Genomic DNA, 17,598 nt, shown 5'->3' with positions numbered 1-17,598 from the left:
ATCGCTCACTCGTTGGGAATGTTTCCATTTCCGGTGAACATAGAGCGAGACGGCACATCATGATAGTCGCTACTGACATCCTTGTTGACGCCCATCAGGCCCTTGGCGGCCTGTACGGTGTTGGCAAGCAGGCAGGCAATGGTCATGGGGCCGACGCCGCCGGGCACGGGGGTGATGGCCTTGGCGTGCTGGCATTCGTCGAAGGCCACGTCGCCGACCAGCCGTTCCTTGCCGGTTTCCTCGTCCATGATGCGGGTGATGCCGACGTCGATGATGACGGCGCCTTCCTTGACCCAGTCACCCTTGACCAGTTCGGGCGCACCGGCCGCAGCGACGATTACGTCGGCCTTGCGGCAGATGGCGGGCAGGCCGTGCGTGTAGATGTGGGTGACCGTCACGGTGGCTTCGGCGTCGAGCAGCAGGTTGGCCACCGGCTTGCCGACGATGTTCGACTTGCCGATCACCACCGCGTCCATGCCGGTGAGGTCAGGGATGACAGAATGGATCAGCATCATCACGCCCAGCGGGGTGCAGGGCACGATGCCGCCGGTACCGGTGCTGAGGCGGCCGACGTTGACCGGGTGGAAGCCGTCGACGTCCTTTTCAGGAGTGATCGAGCGCAGCACCAGGCGGGTGTCGATGTGGTCCGGCAGCGGGACCTGGCACAGGATGCCGTGCACCTCGGGATCCCTGTTGAGCTGGTCGATCAGCGCCAGCAGGTCCTCCTGGCTGGTGTCGGCAGGCAGGCGGTGCTCGTTCGAGCGGATGCCGACCTTCTCGCAGGACTTGATCTTGCGGCGGACATAGACCTGGCTCGCGCCGTCATCGCCCACCAGGATCACTGTCAGGCCCGGTGCCGGATGGCCGGCAGCCACCAGCGCATCGACTTCGGCCTTGGTCTTCTCGTCCAGCTGGCGTGCGATTGCGCGGCCATCGATAATGTCAGCCATTTCGGCTCCGTCTCTCTTTTCAGTTCTAGTTTTCGAAGACGACCGTGCGGTCGCCGTTGAGGAATACGCGGTCTTCCAGGTGAGCCCGCACGGCCTTGGCCAGGACCCGGCGCTCGACGTCGCGGCCCTTGGCGACAAGGTCGTCGGGGCTTTCGGCGTGGCCGATGTTCTCCACGTCCTGCGCGATGATCGGACCTTCGTCGAGATCGTCCGTCACATAGTGGCTGGTCGCGCCGATCATCTTCACGCCGCGCGCATAGGCCTGGTGATAGGGCTTGGCACCCTTGAAGCCGGGCAGGAAGGAATGGTGGATGTTGATGCAACGGCCATTCATGTAGGCCGCCATCTCGTCCGAAAAGATCTGCATGTAGCGCGCCAGCACCACCAGGTCCGCGCCCGTATTCTCGACGATACGGCGCACCTCGGCTTCCTGCTGCGGCTTGGTATCCTTGGTGATCGGCAAGTGGTGGTAGGGAATGTCGCCGATCAGGCTGGTGGTCAGCTTTTCGCGCGGGTGGTTCGAGATGATGGCCGGCACGTCCATGGCAATCTCGCCAATGCGCATACGGTAGAGCAGGTCGCCGAGGCAGTGATCGAAGGCACTCACCATCAGCACGACCTTGGGCACCCAGCCGGGTTCGCGCAGGTCCCATTCCATCTCGAAATTCTCGGCGATGGCCGAGAAAGCCTCACGCAGGCTGGCAATATCGTTGTCCTGCGGATCGAACACCAGCCGCATGAAGAAGCGGCCGGTGCGGCGATCCGAGAACTGCTGGGCTTCTTCGATGATGCAGTCGCGATCCGCGGTGAATCCGCTCACCCGCGCCGATATTCCGGTGCGGATGGGGCAGGATAGTCGCAGCGTGGCGGTGCTCATCGGGAAACCTTACGAATTGCGGGCGTGGTAGTCGTTGATCCATTCGGCGCAAGGAGTCAGTGCACCGAAGGGATAGAAGTGCAGGCGCACGCGGCCGTGACGCGCGGTCAGCTTCTTCTCGAGGTTGCCCACCAGCTTGTCCGGACCGGCGCTGCCGATCAGGTTGGTCAGGCTGATGCCGTACTTCTTCATGACGCTGGCCGAAGCACCGACGCCGCAACGCTTGGCAAAGCCCAGCAGGCGCTTGATGCCGGCGGGGCCGGGGACGCCGAGGCGTACGGGCACGTCGATGCCGCGGTCGCGCATTTCGGCGAGCCAGGCGACGATGGCGTCATCGTCGAAGGCGAACTGGGTGACAACCAGCGGCGTCATGCCGTGGGCGCGCACCGCGTCGATCTTCTTCTGCATCCACACCCACAGCTCTTCCGCCGTGTTGTTGGGGTGGCCTTCGGGGTGGCCGCCGACACCGACGATCTCGATGCCGTGCTTTTCCAGCAGGCCGGTCTCGATGATCTGCAGGCTGTCCGAATAGGGGCCTTCCGGTTCCGGCGGGTCACCGGCGATGATGAAGACGCGCTTCACGCCGGCCTTCTGGGTGATCTCGCCGAGGTACCAGTCGAGCTGTTCTTCGCTCTCGATGCGGCGGGCGGAGAGGTGGACGATCGGCTCGAAGCCCAGTTCGCGCACCAGCACGGCGGCTTCGACGCGCTGCGCCAGCTCTTCGCCAGGGAGGAAGGTGACGGCGACCTGCGTGTCCGGACGGATGAGCGGTGCGGCTTCCTTGAGGCCTTCCACTTCCTTGGCGGTCATTTCCAGCGAATAGCCGTCGACCATGTTGGCCATCGGGGCTTCCCAGTTGGGATGGATGGTTTCGTAGGTTGCCATTTCACTCTCCTCCATGGCCCGGGGCGGAAACGATGCGCGAAAGCGACTCCGGCGGGCGGCATATTGTCTGAAGAATCCTCTAGCGCATCTCGACAAATTCGTATAGATGAAATTTTCAAGAACGCGAAAAAATGCGAGAGTGAGCGCCCGAGAATGCTTCTGTTCCTGCCTGGACTGATTTGTGACGCACGTGTCTATGCGCCGCAGAAATCAGCCTTTCCGGAGGCCCTCGTGGTCGACGGCTATGGCATGGCGGACAGCCTTGCGGAAATGGCGCGAATCGCCCTTGCCGAGGCAGATGCCGCTGGTGCGGGCCAACTCGACGTTTTCGGCCATTCGATGGGTGGCCGTGTGGCCATGGAAGTGGTCCGGCTGGCGCCGCACCGCGTGCGCCGGCTGGCGCTGGTTTCGACCGGTATCCACCCGGTCGGCCCCAACGAACCGGCCAAACGTGCCGAACTGCAGCAGGTCGGCTACGACCACGGGTTCGAGGCGCTGGTCGACACCTGGCTGCCGCCGATGGTGGCCGATGCCAATCGCGACACCCCGATATATGCCGAGATGCGCGAGATGTGCCTGTCCCAGGACCAGGCCACTTTCGACGCGCAGATCAAGGCCCTGCTGGGGCGTCCCCCCTTCGATGACCTGCTGGCAGGCCTGACCTGTCCGGCGCTGGTGATGACCGGTGAACTCGATGCCTGGGCCCCGCCCAAGCAGCACGAGGCCATTGCCGCGAAGATCGCCGGTGCGGAGCTGGTGGTGGTGCCTGGCGCTGGCCACATGATCACCGTGGAAGCCCCGCAAGCGGTGAATGATGCAATTTCCGATTGGCTCGCTCGCGAGCCTGCAACCCTCTGAATACCCAAACTTTCCCAAGGAGAGGACGACAATGAGTGAGAACCTGCAACAGAAGCTGGATGCCCAGGGCGACGTAGTCGAATTCCTGCGCAACCAGCAGCTTGGCCCGAACCCCTATCCGGGCGTTCCTGCCGAATATTCCAACTGGCGCAACGAACAGCGTGCCTGGGCCAAGAGCGCCGTGCTCTTCAATCAGTCGTACCACATGGTCGAGCTGTATGTGCGCGGCCCCGACGCCATGGCGCTGCTCGAATACACCGCCATCAACAGCTTCAAGAACTTCGCCGTCAACAAGGCCAAGCAGTACGTTCCGGTGACCCCGGACGGCTACGTCATCGGCGACGTGATCCTGTTCTACCTCGATGAAAACGAGTTCAGCCTGGTCGGCCGCGCTCCGGCCATCGAATGGGTCGAATTCCACGCCCAGTACCACAAGCCCGACGGCAGCAAGTGGGACGTCGAGATCGAGCGTGACGAACGTACCGCCATGCGTACCGACGGCAAGCGCAAGAACTACCGTTTCCAGCTGCAGGGCCCCAACGCCATGAAGATCCTGGAAAAGGCCATGGGCCAGACCCCGCCGGACCTGAAGTTCTTCAACATGGCTCACGTCGATATCGGCGGCAAGGACGTGATTGCCCTGCGCCACGGCATGGCTGGCCAGCCGGGTTACGAACTGTTCGGCCCGTGGGAAGACTATGCCGCCGTGCACGGTGCGCTGGTCGAAGCCGGCAAGGACGATGGCCTGACCCTGGTCGGTGGCCGCGCCTACTCTTCGAACACGCTGGAATCGGGCTGGCTGCCTTCGCCGCTGCCGGCCTTCTTCACCGGCGACAGCCAGATGATGAAGGACTTCCGCCAGTGGGCCGGTGCCAACTCTTACGCTGGCATGTGCTCGATCGGTGGCAGCTACGTTCCCGACAGCATCGAGGGTTACTACCTCACGCCGTGGGATATCGGTTACGGCCACATCGTGAAGTTCGACCACGACTTCGTCGGCCGTGAAGCCCTCGAAAAGATGGCCACCCAGAAGCACAAGCAGAAGGTGACCCTGGCTCTCGACAACGAAGACATGATGCGCGTCCTTTCCTCGCTCTATGCCGAGGGCGACCGCGCCAAGTACTTCGAATTCCCGAGCGCCGTTTACGCCATGCACCCGTTCGACGAAGTGAAGAACGCTGCCGGCGAAGTCATCGGCGTGTCGACCTGGGTCGGCTACAGCTCGAACGAAGGCAAGATGCTGACGCTCGCCATGATCGATCCGGACGAGGTCGAAATGGGCAAGGAAGTGAAGCTGGTCTGGGGCGAACCCAACGGCGGCACCTCCAAGCCGACCGTCGAGCCGCACGTCCAGACCGAGATCAAGGCTGTCATCAGCCCGGTCCCGTACTCGAACGTTGCCCGCACGGCCTATGCCGATTCGTGGCGTGCCACGGGTGTTGGCGCCAACACCTGATCGCATCCAGCGAACAGTTGAAGGGGCGGTTGCGCAAGCAGCCGCCCCTTTTGCTTGCCCCGGGCACGGGCCTTGCTGCATGACACCTGCCATGATGCCGCGTTTCCTGATTGCCCTGTGCGCCATGCTGTTGCCTGTGCAGGCGCTGGCCAATGATCTCGAAGGTCACTGGGCCTTCCGCATCGACGAGGCGACGATCTTCGTCTTCGCGCTGGAAGAACGCGAAGGTGGTGACTGGACCGGCAGCTGGACCCGGCCGGCACAGATCACCAGCAACGGCATGGTGTTCCAGAACATGGACGGCAGCGAGACAGTATTGCCGCAGGGCGTGATCGAACGTGAAGGCGCAGTGCAGCTGACATTCACCGGGCCGCCCGAGGCGCGCGGTCGCAACGACATCCTGCAGTTCCGCCTCGTCAGCGAGAACCAGGCGCAGCTCACCTACATCGGCCTGCCCGGCGATCCCTATCCGCTGGTGCGCGTGGTGCCGGATACGCCTCTGGGTCCGTTCGAGGAGGCACGGATCTACGACCGCGACCGCGCCGTTACCGAGGCCGCATATATCGAACCCTGGGAGCCCACCGGCGACCTCGAAGCGGCGGCGGCGATGGGCGGGGCCCCTCCGCTCGATCCGCTGGACGAGATCGCGGTGGAACTGGGGCTGGAGGTGACGGGTGCCGAAGCCGAACTGCCCGTTCTGGACATGGCAGACGAGGGCGAAGAGGCAGTCGAAGCGGAAGTGGAAGAAGAGCAACAACGACCGCGTATCGACGCGGACTTCCTCGACGGCCTGGACGACCTTTAGAAGGCCCTAGTTGCCTTCGAGCAGGGCGGCAGTCTTGCGCAGCATGTCGCTGACGCGCTCTGCGGTGTGTTCGTCGAAGCGGACCTTGGGAATGGCGACCGACAGCGAACCGGCCATGTTGCCGTCAAAGGTCACCAGCCGGGCGATACCGATGATGCCGCGTGAATATTCCTCGTCCGTCTGGGCGACACCCGTCTCTTGCACCGCCGCGATCTGTTCGCGCAGGCCTGCTTCGGTTGTGACCGTGGCGGGCGTGAAGGCTTCCAGCTCGACCTCGGCGAAATAGCGCGCGAGCTCTTCTTCGGGCATGGCCGCCAGCATCACCTTGCCGGACGCGAGGGCGTGCAAGGGCAGGCGCTGGCCCTGCGGCACCGAATAGCGCAGCGCCTGTTCGCTGCTTTCGGTAACGATGGCCTCGATCTCCCAACCGTCGCGCAGGAAGAAGCTGGTGGTTTCGTCCAGCTGCATGCGCAGCGTGCGCACCAGCGGCGCGACGCGGTCGGCAATCGAGAAATGTCCGGTCGACTTCTGCAGGCGGGCAAGGCCCGGTCCGGCGGAATAGCGCCGACCGTCACGCTCGAGATAGCCGCGGTCGACCAGGGTGGAGAGCAGGTAGGACAGACTCGACACCGGGATCGCCAGCGCCGTGGCGATTTCCTGCGCGACCAGCGGACGGCCGTGCGCCACGACATATTCGATAATGTCGAGCGTACGCGTCGCCGATTTCACCTGGCTGTTCTGTGCCGGTGCCGCTGCGCGATTCCTGGTGGAGGCTTCTGCCATCCACGCTCTATTTCATATATACGAAAAATACGCAAGAGTGAAAAAGGACTTGTTCACCCTAATCTTGTATCAGCGATATCAGCGCCTTCGCGCAGGGCGCGCAGCTTGGCCCAGGCGACCTTGGGGTCGATCTTACCGTAACCGGCGAAAGTGCCAAACCCGCAATCGGTGCTGGCAATGACGCGGTCCTTGCCGACGATATCGGCGAAGCGTTCGATGCGCTGGGCGATCAGTTCGCCGGTCTCGACATAGTTGGAACAGGTATCGACCAGGCCGGGGGCGAGTATCTTCTCGTCCGGCAGGTCGGCCTTGGCCCAGACGGCCCATTCGTGCTCGTGGCGCGGGTTGGCGGCTTCGAACAGGATTGTGGCAGGGCGGGCCGACAGCACCACGTCGAGGATCGTCTCCAGCGGGATGTCGTGGGTGTGCGGGCCTTCGTAATTGCCCCAGCACACGTGCATGCGCATCTGCTCGGGCGCGATGTTGGCGGTCGCCTCGTTGAGGGCGTCGACATTGGCGCGGATGGCGGCGAGGAATTCCGCCTCGGTCATGTCCTGGTAGCCGGTGTGGCGGCTCATCGCCAGGTCGGGGCAGTCGAGCTGCAACTGCAGACCCGCGTCGACAATGGCCTCGTACTCCGGCCGCATCGCGGCAGCGAGATCAGCCAGGTAGGCTTCGTGACTGGGGTAGTACTGGTTCGGCTGGAACGCGGTAATCAGGCCGGGGGAAGCAGAGTTGAGGAAGGCCTCCACGCCCTTGCCTTCGGCTTCCAGCGCGGCCTTGAACCGGCGGATATCGTCGTGCAGCGGCTGCAGGTTCACCAGCTCGACCTTGTCGATGGCGCTGGCGCGGGTGAATTCCTGGCTGCCCATTATATGCGCCAGCTTCTTGGTCAGCTCGGGCACTTCGGCCAGGTCCAGCGCGGGCTTGCGCGGGGTGTGCCCGCCGAACCCGGACAGCCGTTCGATGATGTAGGTGGAATAGCCCACCTTGCCGAGTTCGCCGTCGCTCACCACCGAAACACCGGCGGCGACCTGCTGGCGCACGCCCTCGGTCACGGCCGCCTGCACCACGCGGTCGAATTCCTCCGCGTCGTAGGGCTCACCCTTGTCGCGGGCGAGGAGGAGGGGGACGAGTTGTTCCCCGCGCGGAAGGCTGCCGACGTGACTGGTCTTGATCATGGCAGCGCCTTTTCATGGTGACGAATGTTTCGCAAGGGCGAATTTCCGCGGGGTTTGGTTGATGAGATACATGCGGGGCGGGCTTCGCAGGATCTCCGCGAACCCAAGCCATTTGGGCAGGTGACAGGAATGCCCCGCGAAGCTGACGCGCGCCGCGGCTGTAGGAAAGCGAAATCCCCCGTCAGGGCACGATCGCGCAGCCGACGCCGGCGATCTTTCCGTCCCGCAAATGGTAGTGGATGTATTGCCGCATTTCCTGCACGTCACCGGCGGAAATGGGGAAGAACTGCTGCATGCCGCGCGCGTCCAGCTCTTCGCGGGTCAGGTCCTTGAAGGCCTCGATGCGGATCACCCCTTCGACCGCTGCCAGCTCGTCCGAGGCGGCGAACTTCTCGACCGTGATCGTCTCGCGCACATAGCTGTGCAGAAAGGTGTAGAAGTCGCGCAGTTGCTGGCGCGTGCGGATCTCGATCCCGAAGAAGGCCATCTGCGGATTGTCGGCATAGAAGTCGAACACCGCATCGTAATCGCGCGCGTTGAAGGCGGCGGCGTAGCGATCATAGTCCTCGCGGGTCATTGTCCTCTCCTCAACCCCTGCCTTAGTCGTTGCCGACAATCGTAACGCGCGTTAGCATCGTGGCAACAAAAGGGGAGAGAAAATGAGCCGTACGCCCACAGAAGAGGCGAACCTGAGCCTTGTGGTGGAAATGTTCGAGAACGTGCTGGTGCCGCTCGATAGCAGCCGCGTCGACGAATACATCGCGCCGGACTACATCCAGCACCACCAGAACGTCGATCCGGGGCGCGAGGCGCTGAAGACCTTCCTCGACTGGGCCAAGGGCCAGCCGGGCGAGGCCGAGCAGATCCTCCACCGCTCCTTCGTCGATGGCGACCATGTCATGCTGCACTACCACGTGATCCGGCACGAAGGTGATCCGGGCTTCGCGGTGATGGACATCTTCCGCGTCGAGAACGGCATGATCGCCGAACACTGGGACGTGATGCAGGACGTCAATCCCGACCGCCTCAACCCGCTTTCACCCTTCTGAGGAGCCGTCAGGTGCGTTTCAAAGACAAGATCGTGCTGGTGCTCGGCGGCAATTCGGGCATGGGCCTCGCCGCTGCGCAGATGTTCGCCGCGGAAGGCGGCAAGGTCCACCTGACCGGCCGCGACCAGGCCACCATCGACGCCGCGGTGGAAAGCATTCCGGGCGCCACCGGCTACCGGTCGGACATTTCCGATCCCGCCGCGACCGAGGCTGTGGTGAAGGCCATCGAGGAGGCCGACGGCCGTATCGACGTGCTCTACATCAATGCCGGTGTCGGCGGCTTCGCACCCCTGCGCGGCATCACCGAGGAAGCCTGGGACCACACCCATGCGATCAACCTGCGCGGCTGCGTCTTCGCCTTGCAGAAGGCGATCCGCATCATGGGCAAGGGCGGCTCTGTCGTCGTCACCGGCTCCATCGGTGCGCACGGCGCGCTGGAAGGCAACGGCACCTATGCCGCTGCCAAGGCCGGGCTGTTCATGGCGATGAAGGTCTTCGCCAAGGAACTGGTCGCCGAGGGCATCCGCGTGAACGTGGTCAGCCCCGGACCGATCGACACCCCGCTGCTCTACCGCAATCCCGGGATGAGCGACGAACAGGTCGAGGGCCTGAAGGAAATGATGATCGAGAACATCCCGATGAAGCGCATGGGCGAGAGCGAGGACGTGGCCAAGGCCGTGCTGTTCCTCGCCAGCGACGATGCCAGCTTCATTTCGGGTGCCAACCTGTTCGTCGATGGCGGACTGATCGAACTGGGATGAGGCAAATGGAATTCAACGACACCACCCCTTTCACCGCGCCGTTCAGCGAGCTGGACAACCCGCGCATGGAATTCGTGATGGAAGTGCGGCTGACCTTCCCCGAGGTCTACTCGATCACGCCGCATCCCAATGGCGGCATGCGCAGTGCCGTGCTGGTGAAGGGCGGCACCTTCGAAGGGCCGCACCTGAAGGGTCGCGCCATTCCCGGATCCGGCGGCGACTATGCCTATTTCCGGCCCGACGACGTGGCCGTGTTCGACGCCCGTTACCTGCTGGAAGAGGACGACGGCACGGTGATCCTGCTGCACAACAAGGGCTTCCTCTGGGGTCGCCAGCCGGACACCATGCAGCGCCTGCGCGACTGGGCCTTTGCCGATGGCGAGCCGGTTCCGCATCCCGAATACTACCTGCGCGGCAACCCCACCTTCGAATGCGCCGTGGGCAAGCACGACTGGCTGACCAAGCACGTCTTCATCGGCGTGGGCGAACGCAAGAGCGACGGCAACTGCCTGCGCTACTACGCGCTGACCTAGCCCGCTTTTCCAATCCGCCTTCGCGGCTCCGTCATCGCCCGATGCGGTTCGATTCGCCGTAAGTTGATCGCGGCTTGTCGAGCATGTGCCTGGCGTTCCCAGCATGGCGCCCGCCCACCTCGAGGCCGCGAGGGCGGAGAGGTCAGGTCGCGACCTGTCAAAGGTCCGCATGAATTCGCTGGAAGAGGGGTCGTGCCTTTCGCACCTGCACCACAAGCTCATCCCCGATAGCGGCCACGCCTTCAACGGCCGCCACCACGAAACCTGCCCGGGCGATCCGCGCCGCAGGGCACCGGAGAAATTGCGCACGGTGCTGCGCCAGCCGGTAAAACTCTAAGCTTTTGACATAGTTGGGGAACCGATTCGCAATTGCGATCGATTATCGGTAGAACGCGCCCGAGGAGTGAGCATTTCCACATCGCTCCGGAAAGGCAGATGCCAAATGCATCGAGTTGCCAACTTAGACGTTGCCAGACGGATTGAGAGCAAGCGCCTGGGCTTGTTCGCCAAGATACTTTTCGGCCTCGGCTGTACCCTCGCCATGATTGGCTTGCGCGTGGTGCTGGACGTCTGGGCAGAAACGGCCGGGCCCTTTGCGCTGGTCTATCCCACGGTCTTGATCGCTGCCCTGTTCGGTCATTGGCAGGCAGGCCTGGCAAGTTTCGTCACCAGCTTCCTGTGGGCCTGGTACTATGCCCTGGCGCCGGTGCAATCCTGGGAGTTCGAAGTCGCCAGCGATCCTTCTCGGGTGGCCATCAACGCGGCTGCAGTGCTGATCGTGCTTTTCCTGGCGGAGGCCTTCCGCCGCGCTGTTTCCAAAGCCTTGCAGGAACGCGACGAAGAGATCGAGCGCCGGGTGATGCTGCAGCAGGAACTCGAGCACCGCACCAAGAACAACTTCGCGCTCGCCGCCAGCCTGCTGGAAATGCAGAAGCGGCGCGAGAGCCTGCCCGATGTGGCCGCTGCGCTTGATCAGGCAATTGCCCGTATCCATTCCTTCTCCTCCGCCTATTCCAACCTGGCTTTGACGCAAGGGGAAGGCGCCATGGTCGCCATGCAGGATTACCTTGTCGACGTGGTCGACCGGGTAGCGCGCGGCGCTTTCTTGGATAACGTCGAGGTCGAGATCGACCCGGGAACGACCGACCTCACCATGCCGCGCGAGGTGGCCGTGGCAATTGGCCTGTTCACCAACGAAGCCCTGACCAATTGCGCCAAATACGCCTTCCCCGACGGACAAAACGGGAAGGTCGCGATCCGCTTTTCCGGCGAGGGAGAGCGGTGGTCGCTGGCAATCGAGGACAACGGTGTAGGCATCGCCGCTGGCGAGAGCGATGAGAACTCGGACGGCATCGGGGAGCGTCTGTTCGCCGCCTTCGCGCAACAGGCACGGGCGGAATACAGGATCGACGCGCGGCCCGGTGGCCGTTCATTGAGGCTCGAAAGCCAGCAGCTCAACTAGGTCTCACTCACAGGTCGTCCACCCCGAAATCGCGGCGCGGCTCGTAATCCGGGTATTGTTCGGCCGGCAGGGCGCTGTCGGCGATCACCACGCGGTGGCTGAACTTCCATTCTCCGTCGACCTTCACCAGCCGGTCGAACTCGCGGCCCTGTTCCAGCAGCACGGGCGGCGCGTCGATCGACGGATTGCCGACGCCGGTCCAGATGAAGCTGGCCGTGGCACTGTCGCCGTCGACCTGGATCACCGGGTTGGACAGCAGCATGCGGAACGGTCCGCCCTGGTTCGATGCGCTGGACGGGTCTTCGCCGATCGAGCCGTAGAGCGCCTCGATCTCGGCCCGCCCGGTGGCGACATTGCCGTTGACGTCGAACACCGCATCCTCGGTGAAGTATTCGTCGAAAGCTTCCGCATCGCCGCCGCCGAGGTGGGCATAGTATTCCACCACCATGTCCTCGATGGCGATCCGGTCAGCCAGCGCCTGCGCGGCCGGGTCGGCACTGCCGTCGTCGGCGGCATTGCAACCACCAAGCAGGCTGCCCGAAAGCAGCGCGGCGAAAATCACTGTCTTGCGCATTGTCGTCTCCCTCTTCCGCTGGCGAGATTGCGCCTGTCCGGCTCGCCTGACAAGTCCACAGGCCATTTCTCTCCCTATGGACATTTGCCAAGGTTGACTTAGTCTCCCCGCCCAGCGGCCCCGGACAGAGGCTGCATCATGGAGAGGGGAACAACAATGACCGCATATCTTGCGCTCGCCATCTCGGTGGGCGTCCTTGCCATTCTCGACACCTGGCTGTTCGGCGTGCCGTTGGCGGAAATGCTGCCCGGCCTCGTCTGGGTCAGCTTCATCGCCTGGGGCTGTCACTTCCATTCGGGTGGCGGCGTCAAGGGCATGACCACGGCTGCCGTGGGCATGAGCTTCGGCGCCATTGTCGGCATGGCGGCGATCTGGGCGCTGATGGGCCCGCTGGCCTCGCTGGGCGACTTTGCCGGACCGGTAGCCGTCGGCCTGGGTGCCTTCGTGATCTGCCTGGCCAGCAAGGTGCCGCTGCTGGCGACCATTCCCGCCAGCGTCTACGGCTTTGCCGCTGTCGCAGGTGCGACCTTCCTGATGGCAGGCGGCGGCGACATGGACCCGGCGGGTGCCCTGGTGCCGACCGTGGTCTCGGTGGTGATCGGCGCGCTGTTCGGCATCGTGTCGGAAAACCTCGCGGGCGTTCTGACCAAGAAGGCCTGATCGAAAGACCGGCTTCCGCGTTCGTGCGGACAGAAGAGGGGCGGTGGACCGATGGGTCCGCCGCCCCTTTTCGCGTCAGGCAGGCGCCGCCGGCCGGTTACCGCACCGGCGCGCTGACGTGGTTCTCGACGCCCTGCGCTTCCCATGCAGCCTGGCGTTCCTCGGCAAAGCGCGGGCTGGTCGACATGATGTAGCCGCGCACCTGCACGTTGCCTTCGTGGCAGGCATATTCGTACATGCCGTAGTCGTCTTCGCGCAGCCACGGCACGTCGAGCTTGTAGTGGCCTTCCATCACCACCGGATCGCGCACCCAGGCCTCGTAGTGGACCTGGTTGTCGTTCATCAGCGTCAGGTGCTCGGTGACGTGCAGCTGGTCGGAATTGGGGGCAGGCCCCATCGACATGCCGGGACGGAAATTGGTGGTCTCGATCACCAGCGTGTCGCCTTCCCAGTGCCCGCGGGAGAAGCCGAGGTCGTACTGCACGTCGGCGGGCGGCGGATCGCGGCCGTCGAGGTAGACCATGCGGCTTTCGTGGATCATCTCCAGGGTGATCACGACCAGGCCGGGTGACTGGAAGATCTCGATCCCGCCGTTGTAGGCGCCGGGCAGCATGGAACCGGGCATGCCGCGCGTCAGGCAGCGGTCGAAGATGCCGAAGTCGTCCATGTCCTCGAACACGTAGGTGTTCCAGCTGGTGCGCTCGTTTGCCTGCCATTCCTGACCCAGCGGAGTGAGCGGTGGGTAGCGACCGTTGGCGGGCTCGACGATCATGCTCGACTGGCGCAGCGGCAGGCCGAACTCGGTCCAGTGGCCCATGGCCATCAGGCCGGCCTGGTTCTCTTCCTCGTAGCGGCCCAGCTCGTCCTCGACGCGGGCGAAGGCGCGGTCGTACTCCTCGTCGGTCAGGAAAGCGCGTTCGCCCAGCGCGGGAGCGCGTTCGCGTGGCGTGCGACCAAGGTAATCGACCGGCCACTTGCCGCGAAGGTCGGGATCGCCCCATTGCGTGCGCGGCATTTCCCAGCCCGGCGGCGGCGTCTCGAACCGCGCTGCCATCAATTCTTCGACGCTGGCATCCTGTGCCGCAGCGGTGACAGGCATGACTGCGGTCGTGGCAAGTGCGACCGCCATGAGCATTGTTCGCATAACATCTTCTCCCCGGGGCAAGAGATTATGGAGAAGGCCGCAGGCTGGCAAGCGGCACATTGCCCCAACGCTTCACCGCAGATGAACCACGGCTCCACTCGCCGTTCACCCGCACCATGCGACATTTGCCGTGCAATACCGCCAACACGGGGGAAAGATTCGATGACGGCATTTGGTCACAGGAAGATCTGGCTGGCGCTGGCGGCGTCGACGCTGGCACTCGCGGGCTGCACCACGGTGCCGGTGCGGAACACCACTTTCGACCAGGCCGTGCTGCCGGATGCGCCTTCGTCATACGAATTGCCGGTGGGCAGCACGCAGGTGCGCGGAAGCGGGTCCTATTACAGCAGCGCGCCGCAATCCGACTGGGGCCGCTATGACGAACGCTACGCGGACAATTATTACCGCAACACCTACGGCGACGACACCTACTACGCGCAGGACGCCGGGCCGGATCGCTTCGCCTGGCTCGACCTTGCCTATGACGTGAGCGACGAGATCGGCACGACCGAGCCGGATTTCTCGTTCCGCTTCAACCGCCGGGAGAGTTTCGCCTGGGAAACCTGGGACGGCTACCGGCTCTATGCCGAGCCGATCGCGGGCGGTTATCGCTATTACTACTTCGGTCCGGGCGCAGAGCGGCCCTTCCTCGTGCGCGACCCGCTCTACGCCTATGCCTTCCGCTACGGACGGCTGGTGGCGGTCTATGATCGCGACGGACGCATCCTCAACTCCAGCGCCGCAAACCGACTGCTGGGCGAGGCGAGCTACTTCTACCAGCTGGGGCGCGAGATCCACGCGGCGGCCCGCTATGGCTCGACCCCGCGTTACTCCGCTGCACCGCTGTGGCTGACCTGGCAGAACGACATCTACCGCGATCACTATCGCTGGGGCCGCGATCGCTACCGGCATGGCGACTACGACGAATGGCGGCGAGACCGGCGCAACCGTCGCGGCGACCGGGCCGGGGATGGATCGGGCGGTCGCCATGATCGCCGGGACCGTGACCATGCGGAGAGCCGGCAGGAACGCGCGGAGCGGCTGGCACACGAACGGGACGGGCGCGATCCGCGCCGTGGTCGCGGCGAAGGCATGGGCGGTGCGGGCGGACGCGAATCCGCGCAGTTGCCCGAACGGGCGACGCCGGTGCTCGAGGTCTCCACGCCGGATGACACCCGCGAGAATGCCGGAGGGATCCGCACCAATCCGCCGGTGGGCACGAACCCGCGCGGCGACGGGCGGCGGGCCGGTCGCGGTGGCCGCGATACCGCTGCGCCTGACGTGGCGGAGCGTCCGGACAGGCCGCGCCGCCCCACCCAGCCGGTGACCGGCAGGGTTGTCGAACAGGACGAGGCTAACCTGCAGGCTGCCCGGGCGGAGGTCCGGCGCCAGCAACGCGAGGCAGAGCGCGATGCCATGCTCCAGGCCGAGGCCGAGAGGCAGGCGCGCAACGACGAGGGCCTGCGTCGTGAACTGGAAGCAGAGCGCCTTCGCCGGGATGCCGCCGAGCGCGAGACGCGCACGGTCAACGCCCGCCAGCAGGCGGAACAGGCACGCCGATTGGAACAGCAGCGTCAGGCCGAAGCCGAGGCCGCGCGCCAACGGCAGTTGCAGGCGCAGCGCGCCGAGGACGAGCGTCGCCGCCAAGCGCAGGCTGGGGCCCAGGCTGAAGCTGCTCGCCAGCGGCTTGCCACGGAGCAAGCAACTGCCGAACCGCGGGAGCGTGAGACGAATGCGCGACTGCGGGCACAGCAGGCCCGCGAAGCCGAAGTCCAGCGTCGCGCACAAGCCGAGCGGCAGGCCCAGGCCCAGGCCCAAGCCCAGGCCCAAGCTCAGGCTGAGGCTCAAGCTCAGCGCCAGCGGCAACAGCAGCAGGCCGAAGCGCAGCGTCAGGCAGCTGCCCAGCGTCAGGCGGAGGCACAGCGCCAGGCCGCGGCAGCTGCCGCCGCACGGGCACAGCAGCAAGCGGCCCCGCCACCGGTGTCTGCTCCGGCAGCCACGCCCGCGCCGCCGCCGGAGCGTCCGAGCCGTCCGGCACCGTCACGGCGTCCGGACCGGCCAGAGCGCGAGCCGGACTAGGGGATCAGCCCTCCAGCTTGCTGGCAGCCAGCTTCTCGCGCGAGACCCAGGTGCCGTGTACTTGGCTGCGCAGGGCCTTGCCGGTCTTGATCTTGGCGATCGGACCCTTCTCGATGGCGTCGGCTTCGATCACCCACACCTCGCTCGAATAGTCCGCCGGATCGCCCGCGCCCGGAGGGCCATTGGGAATATCGATCACCGACAGCAGCCAGCCGCCATGGCCTTGCTCGGGCGAGACGACGTGCGCGGGCTCGCTGATGGCGGCACCGGGTGGCGTTTCCATCATCGCCAGTTGGCCGGTCTGCGGGTTGATGCGCAGCAGGCAGTTGAAGTTCGCGCCGACCGGACCGCCCAGCATCGGCGGCCCCTTGGCCTCGGGGTTCATCGACAGGTACCAGGCGCGGTCGTAAGGGCGACCCTGCACGGCGTCTTCCACGCGGCACAGGTCGCCCGGAGGCCCCAGCGGGCGTTCGGCCAGCGCCAGCTCGTCGGCGCTCATGTCCACGCTCCAGCGGGTCAGCGCGCCCTGGATTTCCTGCTGCGGGATGTCGATCCCGCCCGCTTCGCGCATGAAGGCAAAGGCGTTGGTATTGGTCAGGCACAGGTCGATGTGGACCGTGTCGCCTTCCTCGAAGGCATTGACCTCGTGGAAGCAGGAGACGCCAATCGGCCCCTTCACCCAGCGCATTTCCGACACGTCGCCATAGCGCGGCATGATCCCGACATAGCTCGGCAGGTCCTGGTGGTGGGCCCAGTGCGCGCCGCCAGCCTTCAGCCGGTCGAGGTCGCACAGCGTCGGGAAGATCGGGAAGATCGCGTAGTGATCGGTGATCACGAAATCGTGGATGGTGGAGGGGTAGGGTTGCTCGAACCATTCCTCCTTCACCAGGTTGCCGTCGGCGTCGGCGATGCAATAGGCAACGTGCGGATCGCACAGGCCGCCAGCCTCGTAGCCGAAGAAGAACATCTCGCCCGTCTCGGCGTCGATGCGCGGGTGGGCGGTGAAGGTCTGGCTGCGCAGCTTGCCTTCGTAGTCCCAGCGGCCGGCGGTCTCCAGCGTGTGCGGATTGACCTCGTAACCGCGCCCGTCCTCCTTGGTCATGAACAGGCGGCCGCCGTGCCAGACCGGGGTGGTGTTGGCGAGGGTGCGGTCCTTGCCCGCGACGCTGGGATCATCGGTGAAGGGGTTGCGGTAACGCCCGAACAGCGCCTTGCCCGCGGCCTTTTCCAGCAGGTAGCGTTCGGTCTCGACATATTTGATCCCGAAAGAGACCTTGCCGCCGGAGATGTCGAACTTGGCGATCATGCCGTCGTGGTTCAGCGCGATGTCGTCGTCGAACATCGGCGCATGGGCATTGTCCGGCACGGCGCGGAAGAAGGCCCCGTCGATCGCGGCGGGGATTTCGCCTTCGACTTCAAGCCCTTCCAGCTCGTATTCCTGCTGCCTGGGGGTATTGGTGCCAATGAAATGGATAGTCTGCGGAAACGCGCCCAATGTCTCTCTCCTCGCGTGATTCTTTGCGATAACGCTAACGGTTGTT

At 64.7% G+C, this 17,598-nt stretch carries 19 protein-coding genes; 10 read left to right on the top strand and 9 right to left on the bottom strand.

What is annotated here, in order from left to right; all coding sequences use genetic code 11:
• Positions 1 to 5: 5 nt before the first annotated feature.
• From folD to AAEO60_RS12210, 3 genes are read right to left on the bottom strand one after another with little or no spacing between them, the layout of a single operon-like run.
• On the bottom strand, positions 6 to 950 hold the full coding sequence (gene folD / locus AAEO60_RS12220; RefSeq protein WP_341673987.1) for a bifunctional methylenetetrahydrofolate dehydrogenase/methenyltetrahydrofolate cyclohydrolase FolD: 945 nt from the start codon (positions 948 to 950) through the stop codon (positions 6 to 8).
• A gap of 25 nt (positions 951 to 975) precedes the next feature.
• Positions 976 to 1,827 carry a formyltetrahydrofolate deformylase gene (purU, locus tag AAEO60_RS12215; RefSeq protein WP_341673986.1) on the bottom strand — a complete coding sequence of 284 codons (852 nt, stop codon included), beginning with the start codon at positions 1,825 to 1,827 and terminating at the stop codon, positions 976 to 978.
• Positions 1,828 to 1,836: 9 nt separating this feature from the next.
• Positions 1,837 to 2,712, bottom strand: coding sequence for a methylenetetrahydrofolate reductase (locus AAEO60_RS12210; protein ID WP_341673985.1), 876 nt, complete (start codon positions 2,710 to 2,712; stop codon positions 1,837 to 1,839).
• Positions 2,713 to 2,865: 153 nt separating this feature from the next.
• Between AAEO60_RS12210 and AAEO60_RS12205 the strand changes: the two genes are divergently transcribed.
• From AAEO60_RS12205 to AAEO60_RS12195, 3 genes are all read left to right on the top strand, one after another.
• Positions 2,866 to 3,570: an alpha/beta fold hydrolase gene (locus tag AAEO60_RS12205; RefSeq protein WP_341673984.1), complete on the top strand. Its 705-nt coding sequence runs from the start codon at positions 2,866 to 2,868 to the stop codon at positions 3,568 to 3,570.
• 31 nt (positions 3,571 to 3,601) lie between these two features.
• A complete protein-coding gene (desA, locus tag AAEO60_RS12200; protein ID WP_341673983.1) occupies positions 3,602 to 5,026 on the top strand; it encodes a syringate O-demethylase in 1,425 nt (474 codons plus the stop codon).
• A 91-nt stretch (positions 5,027 to 5,117) separates the two neighbouring features.
• Positions 5,118 to 5,831: a hypothetical protein gene (locus tag AAEO60_RS12195; protein WP_341673982.1), complete on the top strand. Its 714-nt coding sequence runs from the start codon at positions 5,118 to 5,120 to the stop codon at positions 5,829 to 5,831.
• 6 nt (positions 5,832 to 5,837) lie between these two features.
• Here AAEO60_RS12195 and AAEO60_RS12190 read toward each other — a convergent pair whose 3' ends face one another.
• The 3 genes from AAEO60_RS12190 to AAEO60_RS12180 all read right to left on the bottom strand — a co-directional run bounded on the left by AAEO60_RS12190 (position 5,838) and on the right by AAEO60_RS12180 (position 8,372).
• Complete coding sequence (locus tag AAEO60_RS12190) at positions 5,838 to 6,614, bottom strand: IclR family transcriptional regulator (RefSeq protein WP_341673981.1); 777 nt, start codon at positions 6,612 to 6,614, stop codon at positions 5,838 to 5,840.
• Positions 6,615 to 6,667: 53 nt separating this feature from the next.
• The gene (locus AAEO60_RS12185) at positions 6,668 to 7,795 is read right to left on the bottom strand and encodes a cobalamin-independent methionine synthase II family protein (RefSeq protein ID WP_341673980.1); all 1,128 of its coding nucleotides are present in this window, start codon (positions 7,793 to 7,795) and stop codon (positions 6,668 to 6,670) included.
• Between the two features lie 181 nt (positions 7,796 to 7,976).
• Positions 7,977 to 8,372, bottom strand: coding sequence for a nuclear transport factor 2 family protein (locus tag AAEO60_RS12180; protein ID WP_341673979.1), 396 nt, complete (start codon positions 8,370 to 8,372; stop codon positions 7,977 to 7,979).
• Positions 8,373 to 8,454: 82 nt separating this feature from the next.
• On the opposite strand from AAEO60_RS12180, the gene AAEO60_RS12175 reads away from it, so the two are divergent.
• From AAEO60_RS12175 to AAEO60_RS12155, 5 genes are all read left to right on the top strand, one after another.
• Positions 8,455 to 8,844 carry a nuclear transport factor 2 family protein gene (locus tag AAEO60_RS12175; RefSeq protein WP_341673978.1) on the top strand — a complete coding sequence of 130 codons (390 nt, stop codon included), beginning with the start codon at positions 8,455 to 8,457 and terminating at the stop codon, positions 8,842 to 8,844.
• Positions 8,845 to 8,855: 11 nt separating this feature from the next.
• Complete coding sequence (locus AAEO60_RS12170; RefSeq protein ID WP_341673977.1) at positions 8,856 to 9,605, top strand: SDR family NAD(P)-dependent oxidoreductase; 750 nt, start codon at positions 8,856 to 8,858, stop codon at positions 9,603 to 9,605.
• 5 nt (positions 9,606 to 9,610) lie between these two features.
• Positions 9,611 to 10,138: a DUF3237 domain-containing protein gene (locus tag AAEO60_RS12165; RefSeq protein WP_341673976.1), complete on the top strand. Its 528-nt coding sequence runs from the start codon at positions 9,611 to 9,613 to the stop codon at positions 10,136 to 10,138.
• 103 nt (positions 10,139 to 10,241) lie between these two features.
• Positions 10,242 to 10,475, top strand: coding sequence for a hypothetical protein (locus AAEO60_RS12160; protein ID WP_341673975.1), 234 nt, complete (start codon positions 10,242 to 10,244; stop codon positions 10,473 to 10,475).
• A 162-nt stretch (positions 10,476 to 10,637) separates the two neighbouring features.
• Positions 10,638 to 11,600 (top strand): sensor histidine kinase, encoded by a 963-nt coding sequence (locus AAEO60_RS12155; RefSeq protein WP_341673974.1) that lies wholly within the window; start codon positions 10,638 to 10,640, stop codon positions 11,598 to 11,600.
• Between the two features lie 7 nt (positions 11,601 to 11,607).
• Here the strand turns inward: AAEO60_RS12155 and AAEO60_RS12150 are convergent, their stop codons facing one another.
• Complete coding sequence (locus AAEO60_RS12150; protein ID WP_341673973.1) at positions 11,608 to 12,174, bottom strand: nuclear transport factor 2 family protein; 567 nt, start codon at positions 12,172 to 12,174, stop codon at positions 11,608 to 11,610.
• A 156-nt stretch (positions 12,175 to 12,330) separates the two neighbouring features.
• Between AAEO60_RS12150 and AAEO60_RS12145 the strand changes: the two genes are divergently transcribed.
• On the top strand, positions 12,331 to 12,834 hold the full coding sequence (locus tag AAEO60_RS12145; protein WP_341673972.1) for a DUF1097 domain-containing protein: 504 nt from the start codon (positions 12,331 to 12,333) through the stop codon (positions 12,832 to 12,834).
• 97 nt (positions 12,835 to 12,931) lie between these two features.
• Here AAEO60_RS12145 and AAEO60_RS12140 read toward each other — a convergent pair whose 3' ends face one another.
• Complete coding sequence (locus AAEO60_RS12140; protein ID WP_341673971.1) at positions 12,932 to 13,963, bottom strand: hypothetical protein; 1,032 nt, start codon at positions 13,961 to 13,963, stop codon at positions 12,932 to 12,934.
• 177 nt (positions 13,964 to 14,140) lie between these two features.
• On the opposite strand from AAEO60_RS12140, the gene AAEO60_RS12135 reads away from it, so the two are divergent.
• Positions 14,141 to 16,057 carry a hypothetical protein gene (locus tag AAEO60_RS12135; protein ID WP_341673970.1) on the top strand — a complete coding sequence of 639 codons (1,917 nt, stop codon included), beginning with the start codon at positions 14,141 to 14,143 and terminating at the stop codon, positions 16,055 to 16,057.
• Positions 16,058 to 16,061: 4 nt separating this feature from the next.
• Here AAEO60_RS12135 and nov2 read toward each other — a convergent pair whose 3' ends face one another.
• Positions 16,062 to 17,552 carry a lignostilbene-alpha,beta-dioxygenase NOV2 gene (nov2, locus tag AAEO60_RS12130; protein ID WP_341673969.1) on the bottom strand — a complete coding sequence of 497 codons (1,491 nt, stop codon included), beginning with the start codon at positions 17,550 to 17,552 and terminating at the stop codon, positions 16,062 to 16,064.
• Between the last annotated feature and the right edge of the window lie 46 nt (positions 17,553 to 17,598).

It is taken from the genome of Aurantiacibacter gilvus (assembly GCF_038289935.1).
Taxonomy (GTDB): Bacteria; Pseudomonadota; Alphaproteobacteria; order Sphingomonadales; family Sphingomonadaceae; genus Alteraurantiacibacter; species Alteraurantiacibacter gilvus.
The sequence above is the reverse complement of the archived record's forward strand: the minus strand, read 5'-3'. Positions and strand labels throughout refer to the sequence as shown.